This is a genomic window from Cupriavidus sp. 01L415 (assembly GCF_056400065.1).
Map to the genome: position 1 here is coordinate 59,165 of NZ_JBFTSP010000003.1, position 20,418 is coordinate 79,582.

Annotated in this window: 19 protein-coding genes; 9 read left to right on the plus strand and 10 right to left on the minus strand. The window is 68.1% G+C overall.

What is annotated here, in order from left to right; genetic code table 11:
- Positions 1-103: 103 nt before the first annotated feature.
- From AC1DOX_RS08000 to AC1DOX_RS08010, 3 genes are all read left to right on the plus strand, one after another.
- A complete protein-coding gene (locus AC1DOX_RS08000; protein ID WP_441616808.1) occupies positions 104-1,141 on the plus strand; it encodes a Bug family tripartite tricarboxylate transporter substrate binding protein in 1,038 nt (345 codons plus the stop codon).
- 75 nt (positions 1,142-1,216) lie between these two features.
- The gene (locus AC1DOX_RS08005; RefSeq protein WP_441616806.1) at positions 1,217-2,416 is read left to right on the plus strand and encodes a CaiB/BaiF CoA transferase family protein; all 1,200 of its coding nucleotides are present in this window, start codon (positions 1,217-1,219) and stop codon (positions 2,414-2,416) included.
- Complete coding sequence (locus AC1DOX_RS08010) at positions 2,413-3,249, plus strand: citryl-CoA lyase (protein WP_441616804.1); 837 nt, start codon at positions 2,413-2,415, stop codon at positions 3,247-3,249. The genes AC1DOX_RS08005 and AC1DOX_RS08010 overlap by 4 nt, the downstream gene beginning before the upstream one ends.
- Here the strand turns inward: AC1DOX_RS08010 and AC1DOX_RS08015 are convergent, their stop codons facing one another.
- The 3 genes from AC1DOX_RS08015 to AC1DOX_RS08025 form a co-directional block, all read right to left on the minus strand.
- A complete protein-coding gene (locus tag AC1DOX_RS08015; protein ID WP_441616802.1) occupies positions 3,250-4,056 on the minus strand; it encodes a phosphate/phosphite/phosphonate ABC transporter substrate-binding protein in 807 nt (268 codons plus the stop codon).
- Positions 4,057-4,068: 12 nt separating this feature from the next.
- Complete coding sequence (locus AC1DOX_RS08020; RefSeq protein ID WP_441616800.1) at positions 4,069-5,073, minus strand: ornithine cyclodeaminase family protein; 1,005 nt, start codon at positions 5,071-5,073, stop codon at positions 4,069-4,071.
- 127 nt (positions 5,074-5,200) lie between these two features.
- The gene (locus tag AC1DOX_RS08025) at positions 5,201-6,190 is read right to left on the minus strand and encodes a Bug family tripartite tricarboxylate transporter substrate binding protein (RefSeq protein ID WP_255371206.1); all 990 of its coding nucleotides are present in this window, start codon (positions 6,188-6,190) and stop codon (positions 5,201-5,203) included.
- Positions 6,191-6,494: 304 nt separating this feature from the next.
- Here AC1DOX_RS08025 and hutC point away from each other — a divergent pair, with 304 nt between their 5' ends.
- Positions 6,495-7,217 (plus strand): histidine utilization repressor, encoded by a 723-nt coding sequence (gene hutC / locus AC1DOX_RS08030; protein ID WP_441616798.1) that lies wholly within the window; start codon positions 6,495-6,497, stop codon positions 7,215-7,217.
- A 43-nt stretch (positions 7,218-7,260) separates the two neighbouring features.
- Here hutC and AC1DOX_RS08035 read toward each other — a convergent pair whose 3' ends face one another.
- Positions 7,261-8,502 carry a GGDEF domain-containing protein gene (locus AC1DOX_RS08035; RefSeq protein ID WP_441616796.1) on the minus strand — a complete coding sequence of 414 codons (1,242 nt, stop codon included), beginning with the start codon at positions 8,500-8,502 and terminating at the stop codon, positions 7,261-7,263.
- A 214-nt stretch (positions 8,503-8,716) separates the two neighbouring features.
- A complete protein-coding gene (locus tag AC1DOX_RS08040) occupies positions 8,717-9,496 on the minus strand; it encodes an IclR family transcriptional regulator (protein ID WP_477101267.1) in 780 nt (259 codons plus the stop codon).
- Between the two features lie 259 nt (positions 9,497-9,755).
- Between AC1DOX_RS08040 and AC1DOX_RS08045 the strand changes: the two genes are divergently transcribed.
- Positions 9,756-10,982, plus strand: coding sequence for an MFS transporter (locus AC1DOX_RS08045; protein ID WP_441616792.1), 1,227 nt, complete (start codon positions 9,756-9,758; stop codon positions 10,980-10,982).
- Positions 10,983-11,012: 30 nt separating this feature from the next.
- Here the strand turns inward: AC1DOX_RS08045 and AC1DOX_RS08050 are convergent, their stop codons facing one another.
- The 5 genes from AC1DOX_RS08050 to AC1DOX_RS08070 form a co-directional block, all read right to left on the minus strand.
- Positions 11,013-11,783 carry a class I SAM-dependent methyltransferase gene (locus tag AC1DOX_RS08050; protein ID WP_441616790.1) on the minus strand — a complete coding sequence of 257 codons (771 nt, stop codon included), beginning with the start codon at positions 11,781-11,783 and terminating at the stop codon, positions 11,013-11,015.
- A gap of 191 nt (positions 11,784-11,974) precedes the next feature.
- Positions 11,975-12,844, minus strand: a complete 870-nt coding sequence (locus tag AC1DOX_RS08055; RefSeq protein WP_441616788.1) for an ABC transporter permease — start codon at positions 12,842-12,844, stop codon at positions 11,975-11,977.
- Positions 12,845-12,865: 21 nt separating this feature from the next.
- Entirely contained in the window at positions 12,866-13,723 is an 858-nt protein-coding gene (locus AC1DOX_RS08060) for an ABC transporter ATP-binding protein (RefSeq protein WP_441616786.1), read from the minus strand.
- A 1-nt stretch (position 13,724) separates the two neighbouring features.
- On the minus strand, positions 13,725-14,750 hold the full coding sequence (locus AC1DOX_RS08065; protein ID WP_441616784.1) for an ABC transporter substrate-binding protein: 1,026 nt from the start codon (positions 14,748-14,750) through the stop codon (positions 13,725-13,727).
- Between the two features lie 42 nt (positions 14,751-14,792).
- On the minus strand, positions 14,793-15,722 hold the full coding sequence (locus AC1DOX_RS08070; RefSeq protein WP_441616782.1) for a TauD/TfdA dioxygenase family protein: 930 nt from the start codon (positions 15,720-15,722) through the stop codon (positions 14,793-14,795).
- A gap of 290 nt (positions 15,723-16,012) precedes the next feature.
- Between AC1DOX_RS08070 and AC1DOX_RS08075 the strand changes: the two genes are divergently transcribed.
- The 4 genes from AC1DOX_RS08075 (at position 16,013) to AC1DOX_RS08090 (ending at position 20,413) form a co-directional block, all read left to right on the plus strand.
- On the plus strand, positions 16,013-17,005 hold the full coding sequence (locus AC1DOX_RS08075; RefSeq protein ID WP_441616780.1) for an aliphatic sulfonate ABC transporter substrate-binding protein: 993 nt from the start codon (positions 16,013-16,015) through the stop codon (positions 17,003-17,005).
- A gap of 147 nt (positions 17,006-17,152) precedes the next feature.
- Positions 17,153-18,232: a pyruvate dehydrogenase (acetyl-transferring) E1 component subunit alpha gene (gene pdhA / locus AC1DOX_RS08080; protein ID WP_441616778.1), complete on the plus strand. Its 1,080-nt coding sequence runs from the start codon at positions 17,153-17,155 to the stop codon at positions 18,230-18,232.
- Between the two features lie 31 nt (positions 18,233-18,263).
- Entirely contained in the window at positions 18,264-19,241 is a 978-nt protein-coding gene (locus AC1DOX_RS08085; protein WP_441616776.1) for an alpha-ketoacid dehydrogenase subunit beta, read from the plus strand.
- Positions 19,242-19,285: 44 nt separating this feature from the next.
- Entirely contained in the window at positions 19,286-20,413 is a 1,128-nt protein-coding gene (locus AC1DOX_RS08090; protein ID WP_092137236.1) for a dihydrolipoamide acetyltransferase family protein, read from the plus strand.
- Positions 20,414-20,418 lie beyond the last annotated feature (5 nt).

The window sequence follows — 20,418 nt, forward strand, 5'->3', positions numbered from 1 at the left end:
ATCCCCCGGCATCCGCTCCTATTCTTCTCGTGTTCTTTCTTTAAGACCGTTGTTCTTTCTTACGGAACATACCAAGAACGATCGGCAATCCCCTGGAGATCCCATGACCCGCCTGCTGTCCTCGCCCATCCGTCGCGCCGGCCTCAACGCCGCAAGCCCTGTCAATGCCGTCAGCGCCCGGAGCGTCCTGATCGCGCTGGCCGCCGTCCCGGCCCTGCTGGGCGCCGCGCCGGTGCTGGCCGCCGACGCCTACCCGAGCCAGCCCGTGCGGCTGGTGGTGCCGTTCCCGCCGGCGGGTGGCACGGACGTGCTGTCGCGGCTGGTCTTCAACAAGGTGGGCGCGGCCACGCACTGGACCATCGTCGTGGAAAACCGCGCCGGTGCCGGCGGCAACATCGGGCTGGACAGCGTGGCCAAGGCGCGTGCAGATGGCTACACGATCGGCATGGGCCAGACCGCCAACCTGGCGATCAACCCGTCGCTCTATCCCAAGATGCCCTATGACGCCGTGAAGGACTTCACGCCGGTCGTGCTGGTGTCCGCCCAGCCCGTGGTGGTGATCGTGCGCCAGGATTCGCCGTTCAAGACGCTGGCCGAGCTGGTGGCTGCCGGCAAGGCCAAGCAACTGTCGATGGCATCGGCCGGCACCGGCACCGTGGGCCACCTGACCGGCGAGATGTTCCAGCGCCGCGCAGGCATCAAGGCGCTCCACGTGCCTTACAAGGGCGCATCGCCCGCGCTCACCGACCTGATGGGCGGCCAGACCGACTTCTACTTCGCCACGCCGCCCATCGCCATGCCGATGCTCAAGGCCGGCAAGCTGCGCGCGCTGGCGGTGACGTCGGCCAAGCGCCTGGCGCTGCTGCCCAACGTGCCCACCGTGGCGGAACAGGGCTATGCTGGCTTCCAGGCCGAGGACTGGAAGGCGCTGGTGGCGCCGGCCGGCACCCCGGCTGATGTGATCAAGCGCCTCAACGCCGAGGTCAACAAGGCGCTGGCACAACCGGACACCGTGACCAAGCTGCGCGAGGAAGGCAGCGAGGCGCGCGGCGGCTCGCCGACGGACCTGGCGGCGTTCATCAAGAGCGAGAACACGCGCTGGGGTGCCATCGTGCGCGAATCCGGCGCCAAGGCCGAGTAATTGGCAGCGCAGCGCGAGACCGGCGCCACACCAGGTGCCGGGTCAGCCCCACATCCGCATCAAGGCAGGACCCTCATGCAAAAGCCGCTACGCAATATCCGCGTGCTCGACCTCACCAACGTGCTGGCCGGCCCCTTCTGCTGCCACCAGCTGGCGCATATGGGCGCCGAGGTCATCAAGGTGGAAACCCCCGGCACCGGCGATCTGGCCCGTCAGCTTGGCGCCGATGCCGACCTGAACCGGCGCCTGATGGGGGTCTCGTTCCTGGCCCAGAACCCGGGCAAGCGGTCGATCACGATCAACTTCAAGCACGCGCGCGGCAAGGAAGTCTTCCGCAAGCTCGTGCAGAGCGCCGACGTGGTGGTGGAAAACTTCCGCCCTGGCGTGATGACGCGACTCGGGCTGGGCTACGAAGAACTGAAGCAGGTCAATCCACGCCTGATCTACTGCGCGATCTCGGGTTTCGGGCAGGACGGCCCGCTCTCCGACCTGCCGGCGTATGACCAGATCATCCAGGGCATGTCCGGCGTGATGAGCATCACCGGCGACGCGGAAACCGCGCCGTATCGCGTGGGCTATCCGGTATCGGACACGATCGGCGGCATCACGGCGGCGTTCGCGATTGCCGCGTCGCTGGCCGACACCGAACGCACCGAAGGCTATTTCCTCGACGTCTCGATGCTGGAGGCCACGCTGGCCACGATGGGATGGGTAGTCTCCAACCACCTGATCGCGGGCAAGGCGCCGAGCCCCATGGGCAACGAGAACATGACCGCGAGCCCCTCCGGCACGTTCCGCACGGGCGATGGCCCGCTGAACATCGCGGCCAACAAGCAGGAGCAGTTCGAGGCCGTGTGCCGCGTGGTGGGCCGTCCAGAGCTGTCCACGGACCCGCGCTTCGCGGATCGCCAGGCACGACTGGCCAACCGGGCCGCGCTGACGGCGGCGCTGGAAGCCGAGTTGGCCGCGAAGTCCGCCACCGAATGGTGGCAGCTGCTGAACGAGGCCGGCGTGCCTGCGGGTCCGGTCCTGAACGTGCCGGATACGCTCGCGCATCCGCAGGTGCGCGACCGCGGCATGATCGGCCACTTCGCCAACGTGCCCGGCGTGGGCCGCGACATCCGGCTGGTGCGCACGGGCTTCAAGGTCAACCATGAGGCGCCATCGGTCGATACGCCGCCGCCCGAACTGGGCCAGCATACCAACGAGATCCTTGCCGAACTGGGTTACGGCGAGGCCGACATCGCGACCATGAAACAGGAGCGCGCACTATGAGCGAAGCCATTGACGCCGGCCAGCAGGCCTCCCAGGACTGGTGGCGCACCGAGATCATCGACATGAAGCCGGGCGAGATCCGGTATCGCGGCTATCCGATCGAGCAACTGATCGGCAACGTGTCCTTTGCGCAGATGATCTGGCTGATGCTGCGCGGCGAGCTGCCCGCGAAGCGCGAAGGCGAGCTGCTGGATGCGGCGCTGATGGCCGCGGTGGACCACGGCCCGCAAGCGCCGAGCATCGCCATCGCCCGCATGGCGGCGACGTGCGGTGTGGGCTTGAACAATGCGATGGCGTCTGCCGTCAACGTGCTGGGCGACGTGCACGGTGGCGCTGGCGAGCAGGCGGTGGAGCTGTATCAGGACATCGCACGCCGCATCGATGCGGGCGCAACGCAGGCCGATGCCGTGGACGCCGCGCTGCGCGACTATCGCGACCTGCACGGCAAGTTCGTCTCGGGCTTCGGGCATCGCTTCCATCCGCTCGATCCGCGTGCGCCGCGCCTGCTGGCGCTGGTAGACGAGGCGGCTGCCGATGGTGTGGTGTCGGGGCGCTACGCGACCATCGCCCGCGCCGTGGAGCAGGCGCTGGGCGCAGGCCGCGCCAAGCCGATTCCGATGAATATCGACGGCGCCACGGCCGTCATATATGCCGAGCTGGGTTTCCCGGCGCCGCTGGCGCGCGGCCTGTTCTGCCTGTCGCGCTCGGTCGGCATCCTGTCCCATGCCTGGGAGCAAACGCAGCAAGGCGGCCGCAACAAGGGGCCGATCCCGCGCCAGTACATCTGGACGTACGACGGCCAGCCGCAACGGGACGTGCCGCAGCAGGACTGATCAGCGGATTGCCGGATAGTGCCCTGCCCCCGCAGCCGCGGGCGGCAGGGTGTCATAGGCGCGCACATCCGGCACCGCAAAGCGGCTGACCAGCACGGCATCCAGCCACGGCGCGTAGCGCGGGTCCTCATGCAAGGCGCACAGCTTGTCGCGCAGCCGCGCAAGATCCGCCTCCGGCAAGCCATCCGATGCCACCAGCAACGGAATCGGTGTCCATGGCGTGGTAGCGATCGTCTCCAGCCCCGCCAGCATCACCGGCTCATGGCGCCGCACCAGATCGAGGAAATAGCTGTCGAGCGCCGTGACATCGATCTGCCGCTCCTGCAGCGCCGTCAGCACGCGCATCGGCGTATCGAGCGGCCCCACGGACGCCGAGAACAACGCCCGCCCATCCTTTGCATGATCGGCCAGCAGCAGCCGGGCGGATTGATAGCCCGATTGCGAATGCGGCACCATCCAGCCAAAGCGATGGCCGAAGGTCTCTTCCAGAGTGCGCCATCCGCATTCGCCGCGCACCAGCAGTTCGCTGCGATAGCGTGCGAGGCCCTCATACACCGCCGGCGCGGGCACCGGCGCGGCCAGCGGCACCACAGGCGCCACTCCCTGCGCGAACGGCAGTCCGCACATGAAGCCGCAGACCAGGTCGCGCCGCTGCCAGAGCACCGTCAGCGACGCCGGCCACGCGTGCGGCACCACCTGCACCGGCCAGTCCAGGTCGGCAAAGACCTGGACGAACAGCCGTCGCCACGCGGCGGCCGCCGCCGGCGTGGCGTTGTACATGCGGAACGAGGCGATGCCGGCGACCATGCGCAACCCCGCTCAGGCGAAGCGCAAGGTCTGGCCCAGGCCCATCGCGCGCGCCTTGGTCAGCATGGCATGGCCCAGGGCGATGTCGGTGGTCGACAAGCCGCGGTGCCAGAACAGGATCGTCTCGTCATCACGCTCGCGCCCCGGCTTGCTGCCCGCCACGATCTGGCCCAGTTCCGCATGCAGGTTCTCTTCGTTCAGCCGCCCGCTATCCACGTGCTGGCGCAGCGCGCCAAACGGCAGGCCCTTGCGGCACTGGCCCCAGTCATCCACTACCATCTTGCTCATGATGTCCGTGAGCGACAGTTCCACGGCGCTCATCGTCCCGTAGGGAATCACCAGCGCGCCCGGCTTGATCCACTCGGTCAGCAGCATCGGCGTGGGCTTGGGCAGGCGAGACGCCTCCACGACGATATCCGCGCCCCGTACGCACGATTCCCAGTCGTCGGTGACGATCACCGGCTTGCCCAGGTCACGTGTCAGCCGCGCGGCAAAGGCGTCGCGGCTCTCGGGCCGGCGCGAATGCACGCGGATCTCGTCGAAATCGAACAGCGAATCCAGCAGCCGCACATTCCAGTACGAGGTGCCGCGTGCGCCCACGTGCCCGAGGATCTTGCTGCCCTTGCGCGCCAGATGCTTCGCGCCGAGCGCGGTGACCGCGCCCGTGCGCATGTCGGTGATCGCGGTGGCGTCGATCACGGCCAGCGGCACGCCGTTGTCGGGATCGAACAGGTTCAGCAGCGCCATCTCGGAAGGCAGGCCCTGCTTGTAGTTGTCGACGTAATCGGAGACCACCTTCACGCCGGCCACGTGCAGCGGCTTGATGAACCCGCGCAGCACGTTGAAATGGCCCTTGTCCGACGATTCCGGCACCAGGTGCACGCGCGGCTCGATCACGGTCTCGCCGCGGCCCTGCGCGGCCAGCGCCTGCTCCACGGCCGCGAGAATCTCGGCATCGGTCAGCGCCAGCGCCGCGACATCGGGGCCATTCAGGTAGGTCAGGTACAACTCTTTCACGGGGGTCTCCTTTGGGGCTGCTTCAAAATGAAGCGAAGCGGTCCTGGCTAGGCGTGCGGCCGCAGGCAGTACAAGTGGTACAACCAGGCCGCGCAACGACGCCAGGATCTCTTTTAAGCGGTCCCTCTTACTGCAGCGGGGGGATGTTGGCGCGGTGCACGATGGCGCGCCATTTGGTGGTTTCGCTGGCGATCGTCGCGCCGAAGGCCTGCGCGCTGTTGCCCACGGGCTCGAGGCCCAGGCCGTCGAGCTTTTCGCGCACGTCCGGCTGCCGCAGCACCGTGGCCACGTCGGCCTGCCACTTCTGCACGATGGCGTCCGGCGTGCCCTTTGGCGCCACCAGCCCGTACCACGACGTCACGTCAAAGCCGGGATAGCCGGATTCCGCCACCGTCGGCACGTTGGGCAACTGCGGCAGCCGGCGCGGGCCCGCCACGGCCAGCGGCACCAGCTTGCCGGTGCGGATGTGCTGCAGCACCGTGGAAATGCCGCCGAACATCATCTGCACCTGTCCGGCCAGCACATCGTTCAACGCCGTGGCCATGCCGTTGTAAGGCACGTGCACGGTCTTGATGCCGGCCTCCAGATTCAGGAGCTCGCCCGCCAGATGGGCGCCGCTGCCATTGCCGGGCGACGCGAAATTCAGCTCGCCGGGATGCCCCTTGGCGTAGGCCACCAGTTCCTTCAGGGAATGCGCACGCACCGCAGGATTCACCACCAGCACATTCGGCGATGCGGCCAGCATCGTCACAGGCACGAAATCGCGCGTGTCGTAGTTGAGTTTGGGAAACAGGATCGGGTTGACGGTCAGGTTGCCGGCCGGCGCCAGGCCCAGCGTGTAGCCGTCCGGGGCCGAGCGGGCGACGGCCTCCATGCCGATGTTGCCGGCCGCGCCGGGCTTGTTGTCGACCACGACCGACCTGCCCCACTTCTCCGACAGCTTCTGGCCCACGAGTCGCGGCAACGCATCGGCCACGCCGCCGGCGGCAAACGGCACGATGATCCGCACCGGCTTGTTGGGATAGGCGTCCGACTGCGCGGCAACGCGCGCGGACCATGACAGGGCGGCTAGCGGCAACAGCAACGCCGACGCCAGCTTGCAGACGAGACGACTCACTTCGGGCTCCCCGGTTTGATACCTGGATCTGGATGCCAGCCACGCGACCGGCATTGCGCACTTGTCTTCACGGCTGGCTTGTATAGACTGATCTTAGCGACGCCGCCTGTTACTGTATAGACAACTTTTCGCAGATGGAAAAGCGATTTCCGCATAAGATGCGGAGCCGCACGCGGATGGTGCCGCGCAGCACCACACGGGTGCCCTGCCGTGCGAGGCGTGGATCGCATTGCACCGATGCGGCCCGCGTACGCCCTTCGCATTTTTCCCATCGACACTGACGATCCGCCTGCCAGGAGCCTGCATGCCCTCAGCCCAACCGTCGCCCGGTCCGACGCCTGCGTTCCAGCGCATCAAGAACTATGTGCAGGGACAGATCGAGGCCGGCACCTGGCAGGAAGGCGATGCGATTCCGCCGGAGCTCAGGCTGGCGGCCGAGTTCGGCGTGTCGCGCATGACAGTGAATCGCGCCCTGAATGAGCTGGAGGCCGAGCAGGTGCTCGTGCGGCGCAAGGGCGCGGGGACGTTCGTGGCGCAGCAACGCTACCAGGCCACGGTGGTGGAAATCCGCAGCATCGCGGAAGAGATTCGCGCGCGCGGCCATCGGCATCGCAGCGCGTTGTTCCGGCTGGAACGCCAGCGCGCCACGCGGCTGCTGGCCACGCAGTTCGACGTGACCGAGCGCAGCACCCTGTTCCATTCGCTGATCCTGCACTACGAGAACGACACGCCGATCCAGGTGGAAGACCGCTGGGTCAACCCGGCCCTGGCGCCGGGCTATATGGACCTGGATTTCGGCGCGGTCACGCCGAATGAACACCTGATGCGCGTGGCGCCGCTGCAGCGCGTCGAGTACCAGATCGAGGCACAACTGCCGACGGCCGAGGTGGCCGAGATGCTTGGCATCGGCGAGGAAGAGCCCGCGCTGGTGCTGCGCCGGCGCACGTTTTCCCGCGACGCGGTGGCTTCCCTCGTGGTGCTATGGCATCCGGGCAAGCGCTACAGGTTCGGGGGAGCCCTGGGTTAGGCGCGCGCGCCGCTTGGAGCCGGGCGTGTAGACATCGCCGCTATCAAGCCGGCGTCGCGCAGTCCAGGTCCGCCTGCGCCGGCGCCTCCGATGCGGCGTCCTCCGCCACCACCGGCAACATGCTAGATCCCAGCACGTATTGATCCCGGCCGCGCTGCTTGGCGGTGTAGAGCGCGCGATCGGCATCGGCAAACAGATTGCGCCACAGGCCTTCACGACTGGTGGGCGCGCCGCGTAGTTGCGCCACGCCGATGCTCACGCTGGCGTAGCCGCCGTTGCCCGGCAGTTCGATGGCGCGCACCTTGCGCAGGATCCGGTTGGCCAGCGCCGTGGCCTGATGCTCGTCCGTGTGGGGACACAGGATGCAGAATTCCTCGCCGCCGTAGCGTGCGGCGATATCCGAGGCACGGCGCGAATTGTCGAGCGCGGTGGCGATCTCCCGCAACACGTTGTCCCCCGCATGATGGCCGTGGGTATCGTTGACGAGCTTGAAGTGATCGACGTCGATGACCAGGCAGGACAGCGCTTCGCCGTCGCGTTGCCAGCGTGCGACCATGCCGACGGCGGTCATGTCCAGCGCCCCGCGGTTGAGCAGGCCGGTCAGCGCGTCCAGGCGCGCCCCGCTCTCGTTGCGGGCGATGATCTGCTCCATCGCCATCAGGCTGAAACCGAACAAACCCAGCAGCACGGCAATCAGCGGCGCCAGCGGCCAGACCGAGCCACTGGCCTGAACGAACACCGGCACGCCGGATATCCCTTTCGGCGTTGCCACATAGGTCAGCGTCACCACCTGCGAGGCCAGCAGCACGAGGTGCGAGGCCAGCACCAGCGGACCGCCGATGCTGGTACGCCCGCGCACGCCGCGCAGCATGGTGACGATGGTGCTGAGCGACGCCACGGCCAGCACGCCGTACGCCACGGCGGGAATGAGCTGACGACCATTGGACAGGCCGGTCATGAGCAAGAGCAGCGCCAGCACCAGCAGGCCGATGCCGCGCAGTGTCGCGGCGTACTCCGGCAAGCCGTAGTAGACCCGCACGCCACGGTAGATGACCAGGCGGCCGATGACATAGGCGCCGGCGCCCAGCGCGATCAGTGGCAGGGAGTCGGCACCCGCGCTGGCCGCCACCACCAGCCCCGCGCCGGAGGCGATGACGTGCCCCGATGCCCACAGCCGCCCGGCCTCGCTCTTGCGAAGCGCGAGCACAAGCCCCGCCGCCATGACCAGCGTGCTGGAGAACACCACCATCATGACGACCAGAATGGTCTGCGGGGCCAGGTGCAAGGGAATCAAAATCCTCTCAAGTGACCGGGGGCGGCTACCGTTATTGCGGTTAACCCTTAACGGGTCTGGATGCCGGGAATATGCGGCAAGAAAGCCGCATGATAGCCCGCGCCTTCTACGCCGGGGCACCCCCGACAAGCCGGGTTAGCGTGGGCGCAACGCTTTGAATTTGCGGCGGAAACTGGCTGGCCCGAATCGGGAGAACCGGGCCGGTTCAGTCCTCCTCAGGCTCCGCCATCTCACTGCCCGGGGACGACGTGCCCGCCGGCACCACGTCCGGGAATGTGCCGCCCAGCGCGCGCGTCAGCGCCCTAGCCGCATCGAGCACCTGATCGCGGAAGGCTTCCGAGAACCGCGGCGTGGGGCACGTCAGCGTCAAGGCGCCCTTCAATTCCCCGGCCGGGCCAAACACCGGCGAAGAGACCCCCGCGATATCGGGGCTGCGATCGCCGACCAGCGCGATCACGCCCTCGTCGCGAATGCGCTGGTAGATCTCGCCGCGCGCCCCCGAGAATGCCCGCAGCACGCGCCCGCCCGATCCGCGGTGACGCGGCAGCAGATCGCCCGCGCGGATGTGGTCGCGCACGGGCTGCGGAGAATCCACGCGATATAGGCAGAGCCGATGCTCGCCCTGCTCGACGTGGAACGCCGCGGATTCCCGCGTGACGCGCACCAGCTCGCGCAGTGCCGGCATCACCACCTGCTCCAGCGAGAACGACGCGGCATAGACCGCATTCAGGCGTGCCACCTCGGACCCCAGCCCGTAACGGCCATCGGCCAGCCGCTGCACCAGCCGCGCATGCTCGAGCGATGCCAGCAAACGCAGCAAGGTGCTCTTGTAGAGCCCGCTGCGTTGCGCCAGCTCGGCCAGGCTCAGCGTGGCGTCGCCCTCGCGGAACACCGACAGCACATACAGCGCCCGATCCACGGCCACGGCGCCGCCCTCGGCGGAATGCTTGTCGGCTTCGGAAAGTTGGGCGGCTTTGCGTGGCATAGGAAGAGGGGTGGCGTCCGCCCTGTGGCGGGCTGGTCGGAACGGGCGTCCACCGTATAGAACGCCACATGGCTTGTCAATCGGCCAAAAGCGGTCTCGCGGGCGCGTCCGGCGCATCGGCGGCGGGATCTCCGTAATCAGCGGCAGGCCGCACGCAATCCCGGTATCATCCTTGCTTCCGGGTTTTCCCTAGGTCACTGGCAACCGCGACCGTGCACCAGACCCGGGCCGACGCCCCAATCCCGAACCACCGCCCCGCATGACCGCCCCGACTTCCGCCCTGGATATGCCGCCGCATGGCGATTCCGCCCCCGGCACGCTGAACCGCCGCATCCTTTCCGTCGTCTTCTTCAACTTCATCGCCTATCTGGCCGTGGGCTTGCCGATCGCCGTCGTCCCGGGCTTCGTCCACGGCGACCTGGGCTACAGCGCCGTCGTCGCCGGGCTGGCGGTCAGCATCCAGTACCTGGCCACGCTGATGAGCCGCCCGTGGGCGGGCACGCTCTGCGACACGCAGGGGCCCAAGCGGTCCGTGCTGACCGGGCTGGCGCTGTGCACGGGTAGCGGCGTGCTGACGCTGGTGGCCGCGCTGTTCGCGGGCACCGACTGGCTGGGGCTGGGCTGGCTGCTGGCGGCGCGCCTGATGCTGGGCGCCGGCGAGAGCCTGGTCACCACCGGCACCATCGCGTGGGGCATCGGCAGCGCGGGTGCGCGCCACACGGCCAAGGTGATTTCGTGGAACGGCATCACCACCTATGGCGCGCTGGCGCTCGGCGCGCCGGTGGGCGTGGTGCTGGCCCGGCACGGCGGGCTGGCGTCGATCGGCGTGGTGACGATGGTGATGGCCTGCGTCGCGCTGCTGCTGGCGCGTCGCAAGGCGCCCGTGCCGATCCTCAAGGGCGAACGCCTGCCCTTCCGCCGCGTATTCCGCGCGGTAATGCCATTCGGACTGTGCCTGGCGCTGGGCTCGGTCGGCTTCGGCGTCATCACGGCATTCATCACGCTCTACTACGGGAGCCATGGCTGGGACCATGCGGCGCTGGCGCTGACGGCGCTCGGCACCTGCTTTGTGCTGGCGCGGCTGGTCATGGCCGACAGCATCGGCCGCTTTGGCGGCTATCCGGTGGCCCTGGTGTCATTCGCGGTGGAAGCGGCCGGCCTGGCCATCCTGTGGTTGGCGCAGGCACCGTGGCAGGCGCTGGTAGGCGCGGGCGTGGTGGGCTTTGGCTTCGCGCTGGTGTTCCCGGCGCTCGGCATGGAGGCCGTCAAGCGCGTGCCGCTGACCAATCGCGGTTCCGCACTCGGCGCCTACGCGCTGTTCCTCGACGTGGCGCTCGGCCTGACCGGTCCGCTGGCCGGCCTGGTGGCCAAGCAGGCCGGCTATGCCTCGGTATTCCTGTGCGCCGCCGTGGCGGCGCTGCTCGCGCTCGGCTTCAGCCAGTGGCTGGCCGCGCGCTACCGGCAGCAACTGGTACCGGCCGGCTAGGCTCCAGTCGCTCCATTCGCGTCGTTTGCGTCAGGCGCGCCGTTCGCAGCAGTACGCTTCGGTGCTGTACGGGAACGCCACCTCATCCCGCCCCTGCAGCGCCGGATCGGTGGCGATCACCTCGCGCAACTGCGCGCGCACGGCGTCCTGCTTCGCCGCCGGCAACGACGCGATAAAGCTCACCGACATCACGCGGTCCACCACCACCTGCTCCGGCGGGCCGCTGTGCGTGTAGGGCATGCGCGTCAGGCCAAGCGGACCAAAGCCTTCCGCGGGAAACACCCTCTTCCAGTCACCCCGGTAGAAACGCGGGGCATCGCCCTCGAACGGGGTCATGATCTGCGTGAGCTTCGCCACCCAGCCGACCGACTCGTCGCGGACATTCCACACCAGCCCGAGCTTGCCGCCGGGGCGCAGCACTCGACGGATCTCGCGCATCGCGGCAGTGTTGGCAAACCAGTGAAAGGCCTGTGCACACACCACGGCGTCGACGCTGCCATCGGGCAGCGGCATCGACTCCGCGCTGCCTTCCAGCGCCGTCACCGTGGGCAGTTTCGACGTAAGCTGCGCACGCATCTGCGCGACGGGCTCGACGGCGATGACGGTCGCGCCCGAAGGCAGCAGGAGCGGGGTGAACTTGCCCGTGCCGGCGCCCAGGTCGACAACGGTCTTGCCGGGCGCGAGCCCCAGCGTGTCGCGGAGCCAGTCGGCAAGTCCGGCGGGATAGTCGGGACGCCCGCGGGCGTAGGCATCGGCCTGGGCGGAGAAGCCCTGGGCGGCGGCGTGGTGGATGGCGGTCATGGGCGCGAGTCGGGAATGGTTGGGGACGCAAACGAAATGGCGGCAAGGCAGGCCGTGCCGTGTTTGTCCAGACGTTTCCCGGCCGTGCGCTGCGATGCCGGAGACGTACCTTACTCCGCCCCCCGTGCTCGGGCAAGGCGTGCCCAACAACCTGGTCGCAAGGGACAAGGTGCGGCAGGCAAGTCCCGATCTTAGTGCTGCATGCCCCAGCGCCGCACCGTCAAACGCTCCAGCGTGGAAAACACCAGCCCCTCCACCGCCAGCCCGATCAGGATGACGGTGGCCAGCCCGGCAAAGACGCGGTCGGTGTAGAGCTCATTGCGATTCTGGAAGATGTACCAGCCGAGCCCACCCTTGCCCGACGATGCGCCGAACACCAGCTCGGCCGCGATCAGCGTGCGCCACGCAAAGGCCCAGCCGATCTTGAGCCCGGACAGGATCGCGGGCAGCGCGGCGGGCACCAGGATCAGCACGACAAAACGCAGCCCACGTAGCCCGTAGTTGCGGCCCGCCATGCGCAGGGTCTCCGGCACGCCCCGGAAGCCGGCATAGGCGTTGAGGGCCAGCGGCCACAGCACCGAATGGATCAGCACGAAGATCAGGCTCTTGCTGCCCAGGCCGAACCACAGCAGCGCCAGCGGCAACAGCGCGATGGCTGGCAGCGGGTTGAACATGGCGGTGAGCGTATCCAGCACATCGCGCCCGATGCGCGTGGACACGGCCAGCGTGGTCAGCGCGAATGCCAGCGCAATGCCGGCCAGATAGCCCTGCAGCAGGATCGACAGCGACACCGCGGCCTTGCCCGGCAGCTCGCCACTGGCGACGCCCTCCGCGAATGCCCGCGCGGTGGCCAGAAACGTCGGCAGCAGCAGGTCGTTATCCTGGATGCGCGCAACGACTTCCCAGATCACCGCCAGCGCCAGCAGGATCACGGTCTTGCGCAACCAGCCCTGCTGCCATAGCCGGCGATGCCACGGCAGCGACCGGGACAACGGGACGGCGGTGAATGGTTCGAGCGCCAGCTCGTATTCGGGGCGGATGGGGGTGTCCAGCGTGGTCATGAATGGTCTCTGGTTGGCGCGCTAGGCATGGACCATCTTGCCGTGCGCCGCGGCTTGCGCCTCGGGTTCGTCGAACAGCATCTGGTGGATCCGCTGCGCGGCGGCCTGGAAATCGGCACTGCCCTGGCTCGCTAGGCTGAACTGATGGCTGTTGAGCTCCGCGCGCACGCGGCCCGGATGCGGCGACAACAGCAGGATGCGGCTGCCCACCACCAAAGCCTCTTCAATCGAATGCGTGACAAACAGCAGCGTGAACGCCGCGTCGTCCCACAGCGCCAGCAATTCCTCCTGCATGCGCCGGCGCGTCAGCGCATCCAGCGCGGCAAACGGTTCGTCCATCAGCAGTACCTTGGGCCGCATTGCCAGCGCGCGCGCAATCGCCACGCGCTGCTTCATGCCGCCCGACAGCGTATGCGGATACGCGTCTGCGAACGCCGACAGTCCCACTTTGGCGAGGCTATCCATCGCCGCATCGGACGCTTCCGCGCGCGACATGCCGCGCGATCGTTGCAGCGGGAACATGACGTTCTGCCTGACCGTCTTCCACGGCGGCAACTGGTCGAACTCCTGGAACACGACGATGCGGTCCGGCCCCGGTGCCTGCACGCGCTGGCCATCGAGCCGGATCTCCCCCTCGGCCGGCGGCACGAAGCCGGCCACCGCCTTGAGCAGCGTGGACTTGCCGCAACCGGAAGGTCCCAGCAGCACGAAACGGTCCCCCGCGTGCACGTCGAAACTCACGCGATGCGTGGCGCGCACCACGCGTGCGGGCGTGCGGTACTCCAGCGAGACGCCGTCCACCTGCAGCAGCGGCCCACGGCTGGCACCGCGATCGGATACGACGCGCAGGTGCGCGCTGTTGTGGAGGGCGTCGGCCATGTCAGCTCCCCTGCGCGGTGGCGGGGTCCTGGAAGAAGTAGTCCTGCCAGGACTTCGGCTGATTCTTGATGGCACCCACGCGATGCATGAACGTCGCCAGCGGGTAGGTGTTCTGCGGCGTCACCTTGAACTGCACCTGCGGATTTTTCAGCACCTTGACCAGCAGCGCGCGGTCGATCCGGGCCTTGTTCACGCGGATGTAGAGGTCCGCCGCCGCCTCCGGATTCGCCGTGGCGAACGCCGCGGCCTCCGCCAGCGCATCGACGAAGGCGCGATACGTCTTGGGGTTCTCGTTCCGGAATTTCTCGGTGGCGTAAAGCACCGTGGCGGAGCTGGGTCCGCCCAGCACGTCGTACGAATTCAGCACGACGCGCGCGTTGGCGTTGCCGGCCAGTTCCTGCTCCTGGAACGGCGGATTGCCGAAGTGGCCCGTGATTTCGGTGCCGCCGGCGATGATGGCGGCGGCAGCGTCCGGGTGCGGCACCGCCACGGTCCACTTGTCCAGGCGATTGAATTCCTTGTCGCCCCATTGCTTCGCGGCAGCCAGTTGCAGCACGCGCGACTGCACGGAAACGCCGACGGCAGGCAGCGCGATGCGATCCTTGTCGGTGAAGTCCGCAATGGTCTTCACATTGGGATTGTTGCTGACCAGGTAGTACGGGAAGTTGCCGAGCGACGCCACGCCCTTCACGTTCTGGCGGCCGTGGGTGCGATCCCACAGCGTCAGCAGCGGGCCCACGCCGGCACCGGCGATATCGATCGATCCCGACAGCAACGCATCGTTGACGGCGGAGCCGCCGGACAATTGCGTCCATTCCACCTTGATGTCGACGCCCTGCTGCTTGCCGTGTTTTTCGATCAACTGCTGGTCACGCGCCACGTTCAGCAGCAGATAGACCACGCCGAATTGCTCGGCGATGCGCAGCCGGCCTTCTGCGTGGGCCGTGCCGGTCAGTGCAAGGCCAGCGGTCAGCAGCGCCACGGCAGCGCGACGAGCGAAGGTCGATGAGGACGAAAACAAGGACATGCGGTGGCTCCGGAATTGGGGTGTCAGGTACGGCGATGCGGCTCAGAATGGCGCGTCGCCTTCGATAGTCGTGCGATACATCACGCGGCGCAGGTGGTCGGGCGTGCCGCCCGCCAGGTGCAACAGCGAGCGGTTATCCCAGAACACGAGGTCGTGCGGCTGCCACTGGTGACGGTAGACGTGCGCCGGCTTGACGCTGTGTGCAAAGAGTTCCGCCAGCAGGTCGCGGCTTTCGTCCTCGGGAATGCCGACGATGCGCGTCGTGAAATGCTCGCTCACGAACAGCGCCTTGCGGCCCGTCTCCGGGTGCGTGCGCACGACCGGTTGCAACACCGGCCGCACCTGCGCGATCTGCTCGGCCGTCAGATTGGGACGCCACGGGCTGCGGCGTTGCAGCTCGGCATACCTGGCCAGGTAGGTGTGCTCGGCCTGGAGGCCCTCCACCCGGTGTTGCAAGCCGGCAGGCAATGTGTCCCACGCGGTGTGCATGTTGGCGAACAGCGTGTCGCCACCTTCGGCCGGCAACTCGCGCGCATGGAGCAGCGAGCCGAGGCTCGGCTTCTCCTTGTACGAGAGGTCCGAATGCCAGAAATGGCCGGCGTCGCCAAGGCCAATCGGCTTGCCGTCCTCCAGCACGTTGGAGACGATCAGGATCTCGGGATGACCGGCCAGCTGGAACTGGTGCAGCACGTGGATCTGCAGCGGGCCAAAGCGGCGGCTGAATGCGACCTGCTGGTCTGGCGTGATGCGCTGGTCGCGGAATACCACCACGTGATAGTCGAGGTGCGCGCGATGGATGCGCTGGAAATCGTCGGCTGACAGCGGCTTGCCGAGGTCCAGGCCGATGACCTCCGCACCCAGCGCGGCATCAAGCGGACGGATATCGAAAGTCTGCGCGTCGGAAGGGTTGGAAGGGAATGCGGCGAGCGGAGGCGCGCTGGCGGCGCTGGCCGCCCGGGTGGCAATCGTCATGGCAAGGTCTCGGCTTGTGGGGGAGTCCCGCGGCGGCAAGGCAGTGCTCGCCGCGAGCACAAGCCTTGCACTGTAGAGAGGCCGCCCTGGCGCGACAACGAATGAAATCGTCGTCCGTTATACGTTCAGCGCATATCCGGCACCCGTGCGCATGGAACATGGCCGTGGACGTGGCACGGGCACCCGGAATTCCCGCCGGAATTCCGCATAAGCAAACGCGACTTCCTTCGTTCCCCCCGGCGGCGGCCTTCGCCTACGCTGGCGGACTGCTCCGAACGAAGGAAACGCCCATGTCGTCCCTGACTGATCCCAGCCGGCGCCGCGCCGTGGTGGCCGGCCTTGCCGGGCTCGCCAGCCTCGGTGCTGGCGCCTTGCCCACCCTCGCCCGCGCCGCCCAGGCTTCCGATACGCCCGAGACGCTGCGGATCGGCTATCAGAAGTCGTCGACGCTGATGATCTGGCTGAAGTCGCGCCAGACGCTGGAAAAGGCGCTGGCACCGCTCGCGGTCAACGTGCAATGGCACGAGTTCACCTCCGGGCTGCCGCTACTCGAATCGCTCAACGTGGGCAACCTCGACCTGACCGCCGATGTGGCTGACGCCGTGCCACCGTTCGCGCTGGCCGCCGGCGCCAACCTGACGTACTACGCCATCGAGACCCCCTCGCCGACCGCGCAGGCCATCGTGGTCCGGCAGGATTCATCGATCCGCAGCGTGGCCCAGCTCAAGGGGCAGCGCGTGGCGTTTGCCAAGGGCGCTGGCGCGCACTACCTGCTGCTGGAAGCGCTGGCCGAGGCCGGATTGTCGATGCGCGATATCGAGCCGGCCTACCTGACGCCGGCGGATGCGCGCGCCGCATTCGAGCGCGGCAGCGTGGCGGCATGGGTGATCTGGGACCCGTTCCTCGCGGCCGTGCAGCGCCAGGCCAATGCGCGCATCCTGCGCGATGGCACGAAGCTGGCCAGTTACCGGCGCTTCTATCTGGCCGCCACGCCGTATGCGAAGCGCCGGCCCGATGTGCTGGCGCTGGTCTACGAGGAACTGCGCCGCGCGGGTGACTGGATCAAGCAGAACCCGGGGCCGGCCGCGGCGTGGCATGCGCCGCTGATCGGGCTCGATGCGGCAACCGTCGAAGCCGCCAATACGCGCCGTACGTACCAGGTGCAGGCGGTGGATGCGGCGTCCATCGGCGAGCAGCAGCGCATTGCCGATGCATTCACCGGCCAGGGCATCTTGCCGAAAAAGGTGACGGTGGCGTCGTCACCGGTCTGGAAGCCAGCCTGAACACCCCCGGCCCTCCCCGCGAGCGGGAGGGCCACCCGTGCGCCAGCGCACGCCCATTCCCCTGATCCGTGCCCTACACTCGAACACAGCAGCGTCCACAAGATGCTGCGCCGCACAGGACACAGCGAACCACAAGGGGACATCCACATGGGCACTGTTGCGCGCTTTGAAATCGGCTTTACGCAATATCTCTCTCCGCAGGGTACGCCTGCCGGCCCCGACCTCCCCGCCTTTGCCCGCGACCCGGCCGCCCTGCTGCCCCTGTATCGCGCCATGGTGCTGACCCGTCAGTTCGATCTCAAGGCCATCGCGATGCAGCGCACGGGCCAGATCGGCACGTTCGCGTCCGCGCTCGGGCAGGAAGCGATCGGCGTGGGCGTGGCGAGTGCGATGCACGTCGATGACGTGCTCGTCCCCTCCTACCGGGACCACGCCGCGCAGTTTGTGCGCGGCGTCACGATGACGGAAAGCCTGCTGTACTGGGGCGGCGACGAACGCGGCAGCGGATTTGCCGCGGTGCCGCAAGACTTCGGCAATTGCGTGCCGATCGGCACCCAGGTGGGCCATGCGGCCGGCGTGGCCTACGCGTTCAAGCTGCGCGGGCAGCCTCGCGTGGCCGTCAGCATCCTGGGCGACGGCGGCACTTCCACGGGCGATTTCTACGAAGGCATGAACATGGCCGGCGCGTGGCACGTGCCGCTGGTCATCGTCATCAACAACAACCAGTGGGCCATCTCCATGCCGCGCGGCAAGCAGACCGCGGCGCAGACGCTGGCGCAAAAGGCCATTGCCGCCGGCATTCCCGGCGAGCAGGTCGACGGCAACGACATTGTGGCGGTGCGGCATCGCGTCGGCGAGGCCATCGAGCGCGCCCGCGCGGGCGAGGGCCCCGCGCTGATTGAAGCGGTGACCTATCGCCTGGGCGATCACACCACGGCCGACGATGCGTCGCGCTACCGCGACGAGGCCATCGTCAAGGAAGCGTGGCGGCATGAACCCATCGCGCGCCTGCGCGACTACCTGGCCAGCCTCGGCGCATGGGACGCGGCACACGAGGAAGCGCTGATCAAGGAATGCCATCAAGCCGTGTCGGCCGCCGTGGAAGCCTATCTTGCATTGCCGCCGCCAGATCCGTCCGCCATGTTCGACTGCCTGTTCGAGACCCTGCCCGCCGCGATGGCGGACCAGCTCGACACCGCGCGGCGCTACAACACGCCGAATGCCTGACATCGTCCCCACCTGAATCGCGGAGCGCATCATGGCTGAACTCCATCTGGTCGAAGCCGTCAACCAGGCGCTGGCCCACGCACTGGCCAACGATCCCGACGTGGTCCTGCTGGGCGAGGACATCGGCGTCAACGGCGGCGTGTTCCGCGCCACCGTCGGGCTGCAGGCGCGCTTTGGCGAGGCGCGCGTCATCGATACGCCGCTGGCCGAGGGCGGCATCGTCGGCGCGGCCATCGGCATGGCGGCGATGGGCCTGAAGCCCGTCGCGGAAATCCAGTTCGCCGGCTTTATCCATCCCGCCATCGACAACATCCTCAACCATGCCGGGCATATGCGGCATCGCACGCGCGGGCGGCTGGCCTGCCCGATGGTGGTGCGCGCGCCCAGCGGCGCCGGCATTCACGCGCCAGAGCATCATTCCGAGAGCCCGGAAGCGATGCTCGCGCACATCCCCGGCATCCGCGTGGTGATGCCGTCCTCCCCCGCGCGCGCCTACGGACTGCTGCTGGCCGCGATCCGCGATCCGGACCCGGTGATCTTCCTGGAGCCGACGCGGCTATACCGGCTGTTCCGGCAGGAGGTGCCCGACGACGGCGAGGCCCTGCCGCTCGATGCGTGCTTCATGCTGCGCGACGGCGCCGATATCACGCTGGTCAGCTGGGGCGCGATGCTGCAGGAAACGCTGGCCGCCGCCGACCAACTGGCGGAGGAAGGCGTGGCGGCCGCGGTGATCGACGTGGCCACGCTCAAGCCGCTGGACATGGAGACCATCATCGAATCCGTGGCGCAGACGGGCCGCTGCGTGATCGTGCATGAGGCGCCACGCACCGCCGGGCTGGGTGCGGAAATCGCTGCCAACCTGGCCGACGCGGGGCTCTATTCGCTCAGCGCCCCCGTGCAGCGCGTGACCGGCTTCGACACGGTGGTGCCGCTGGCACGGCTGGAGCACTGCTACCTGCCATCGGTGGCGCGCATCGTCGATGCCGCGCGGCGTGCGCTGGCCACGTAGCCGCACAACTCTCCGACACCCGCCGATACCACGAGGAGACGACGATGAGGATCTTCAAGCTGCCCGACCTGGGCGAAGGCCTGCAGGAAGCCGAAATCGTGACCTGGCACGTCAAGGCCGGAGACACCGTAGCGGCGGATCAGCCGCTGCTGTCGGTGGAAACCGCGAAGGCGATCGTCGAGATCCCCTCGCCGTTCGGCGGCCAGGTGGCAAAGCTGTTTGCCCAGCCGGGCGACATCGTCCACCTGGGGGCGCCGCTCGTCGGCTTCGAAGGCGCCGGCAGCACGTCCGACGATGCGGGCACCGTGGTCGGCGCGGTCAAGGTCGGCACGCAGGTGGTAGCGGAAGCCGCGGCACCGGTGGGTCCCGGCGGCGCCCACGGCATCAAGGCCACGCCGGCGGTACGGGCCCTTGCGCGCAAGCTGTCCGTCGACCTGGCGATGGTGACACCATCCGGCACGGATGGCCTCATCACCGCCACGGATGTGCAGCGCGTGGCCACCACGCTGGCCGAGATCGGGCCTGCCGAGGTGGTGCGCGGCGTACGGCGGGCGATGGCCCAGAACATGGCCCGCGCGCAGAGCGAAGTGGCCGCCGCCACGGTGATGGATGACGCGGACCTGCATGCGTGGCAATCGACGGGCGAATCCGGCATCGCCACGGACATCACGATCCGGCTTGTGCGCGCGCTGGTCGCTGGCGTTCATGCGGAACCGGGGCTCAACGCGTGGTACGAAGGACAGACCGGGCGGCGGCACGTACTGGAGCGGATCGATGTGGGCATTGCGGCGGACCTGCCCGAAGGGCTGTTCGTGCCGGTGCTGCGCAACGTGGGCAAGCGCGTCGCGGCCGATCTGCGCGCGGGCCTGGACCGCATGCGCGCCGACATCATTGCGCGCACCATCGCGCCGGAGGAAATGCGCGGCAACACGATCACGCTGTCCAACTTCGGCATGATCGCGGGCCGCTACGCCGCCCCCATCGTGGTGCCGCCCACGGTGGCGATCCTGGGCGCCGGACGCATCCGCGACGAAGTGGTGGCTGCGGGCGGCGTGCCGGCGGTGCATCGCGTCATGCCGCTGTCACTGACATTCGATCACCGGGTGGTGACGGGTGGCGAGGCCGCGCGATTCCTGCGCGCCGTCATCGCGGACCTGGAGCGCCCGGCCTGATGAGT

Bases quoted from the DNA above. Each gene is read 5' to 3' on its own strand.
- AC1DOX_RS08000 (WP_441616808.1), top strand. From the start codon at position 104: ATGACCCGCCTGCTGTCCTCGCCCATCCGTCGCGCCGGCCTCAACGCC.
- AC1DOX_RS08005 (WP_441616806.1), top strand. From the start codon at position 1,217: ATGCAAAAGCCGCTACGCAATATCCGCGTGCTCGACCTCACCAACGTG.
- AC1DOX_RS08010 (WP_441616804.1), top strand. From the start codon at position 2,413: ATGAGCGAAGCCATTGACGCCGGCCAGCAGGCCTCCCAGGACTGGTGG.
- AC1DOX_RS08015 (WP_441616802.1), bottom strand. From the start codon at position 4,056: ATGGTCGCCGGCATCGCCTCGTTCCGCATGTACAACGCCACGCCGGCG.
- hutC (WP_441616798.1), top strand. From the start codon at position 6,495: ATGCCCTCAGCCCAACCGTCGCCCGGTCCGACGCCTGCGTTCCAGCGC.
- AC1DOX_RS08040 (WP_477101267.1), bottom strand. From the start codon at position 9,496: ATGCCACGCAAAGCCGCCCAACTTTCCGAAGCCGACAAGCATTCCGCC.
- AC1DOX_RS08045 (WP_441616792.1), top strand. From the start codon at position 9,756: ATGACCGCCCCGACTTCCGCCCTGGATATGCCGCCGCATGGCGATTCC.
- AC1DOX_RS08050 (WP_441616790.1), bottom strand. From the start codon at position 11,783: ATGACCGCCATCCACCACGCCGCCGCCCAGGGCTTCTCCGCCCAGGCC.
- AC1DOX_RS08055 (WP_441616788.1), bottom strand. From the start codon at position 12,844: ATGACCACGCTGGACACCCCCATCCGCCCCGAATACGAGCTGGCGCTC.
- AC1DOX_RS08060 (WP_441616786.1), bottom strand. From the start codon at position 13,723: ATGGCCGACGCCCTCCACAACAGCGCGCACCTGCGCGTCGTATCCGAT.
- AC1DOX_RS08065 (WP_441616784.1), bottom strand. From the start codon at position 14,750: ATGTCCTTGTTTTCGTCCTCATCGACCTTCGCTCGTCGCGCTGCCGTG.
- AC1DOX_RS08070 (WP_441616782.1), bottom strand. From the start codon at position 15,722: ATGACGATTGCCACCCGGGCGGCCAGCGCCGCCAGCGCGCCTCCGCTC.
- AC1DOX_RS08075 (WP_441616780.1), top strand. From the start codon at position 16,013: ATGTCGTCCCTGACTGATCCCAGCCGGCGCCGCGCCGTGGTGGCCGGC.
- pdhA (WP_441616778.1), top strand. From the start codon at position 17,153: ATGGGCACTGTTGCGCGCTTTGAAATCGGCTTTACGCAATATCTCTCT.
- AC1DOX_RS08085 (WP_441616776.1), top strand. From the start codon at position 18,264: ATGGCTGAACTCCATCTGGTCGAAGCCGTCAACCAGGCGCTGGCCCAC.
- AC1DOX_RS08090 (WP_092137236.1), top strand. From the start codon at position 19,286: ATGAGGATCTTCAAGCTGCCCGACCTGGGCGAAGGCCTGCAGGAAGCC.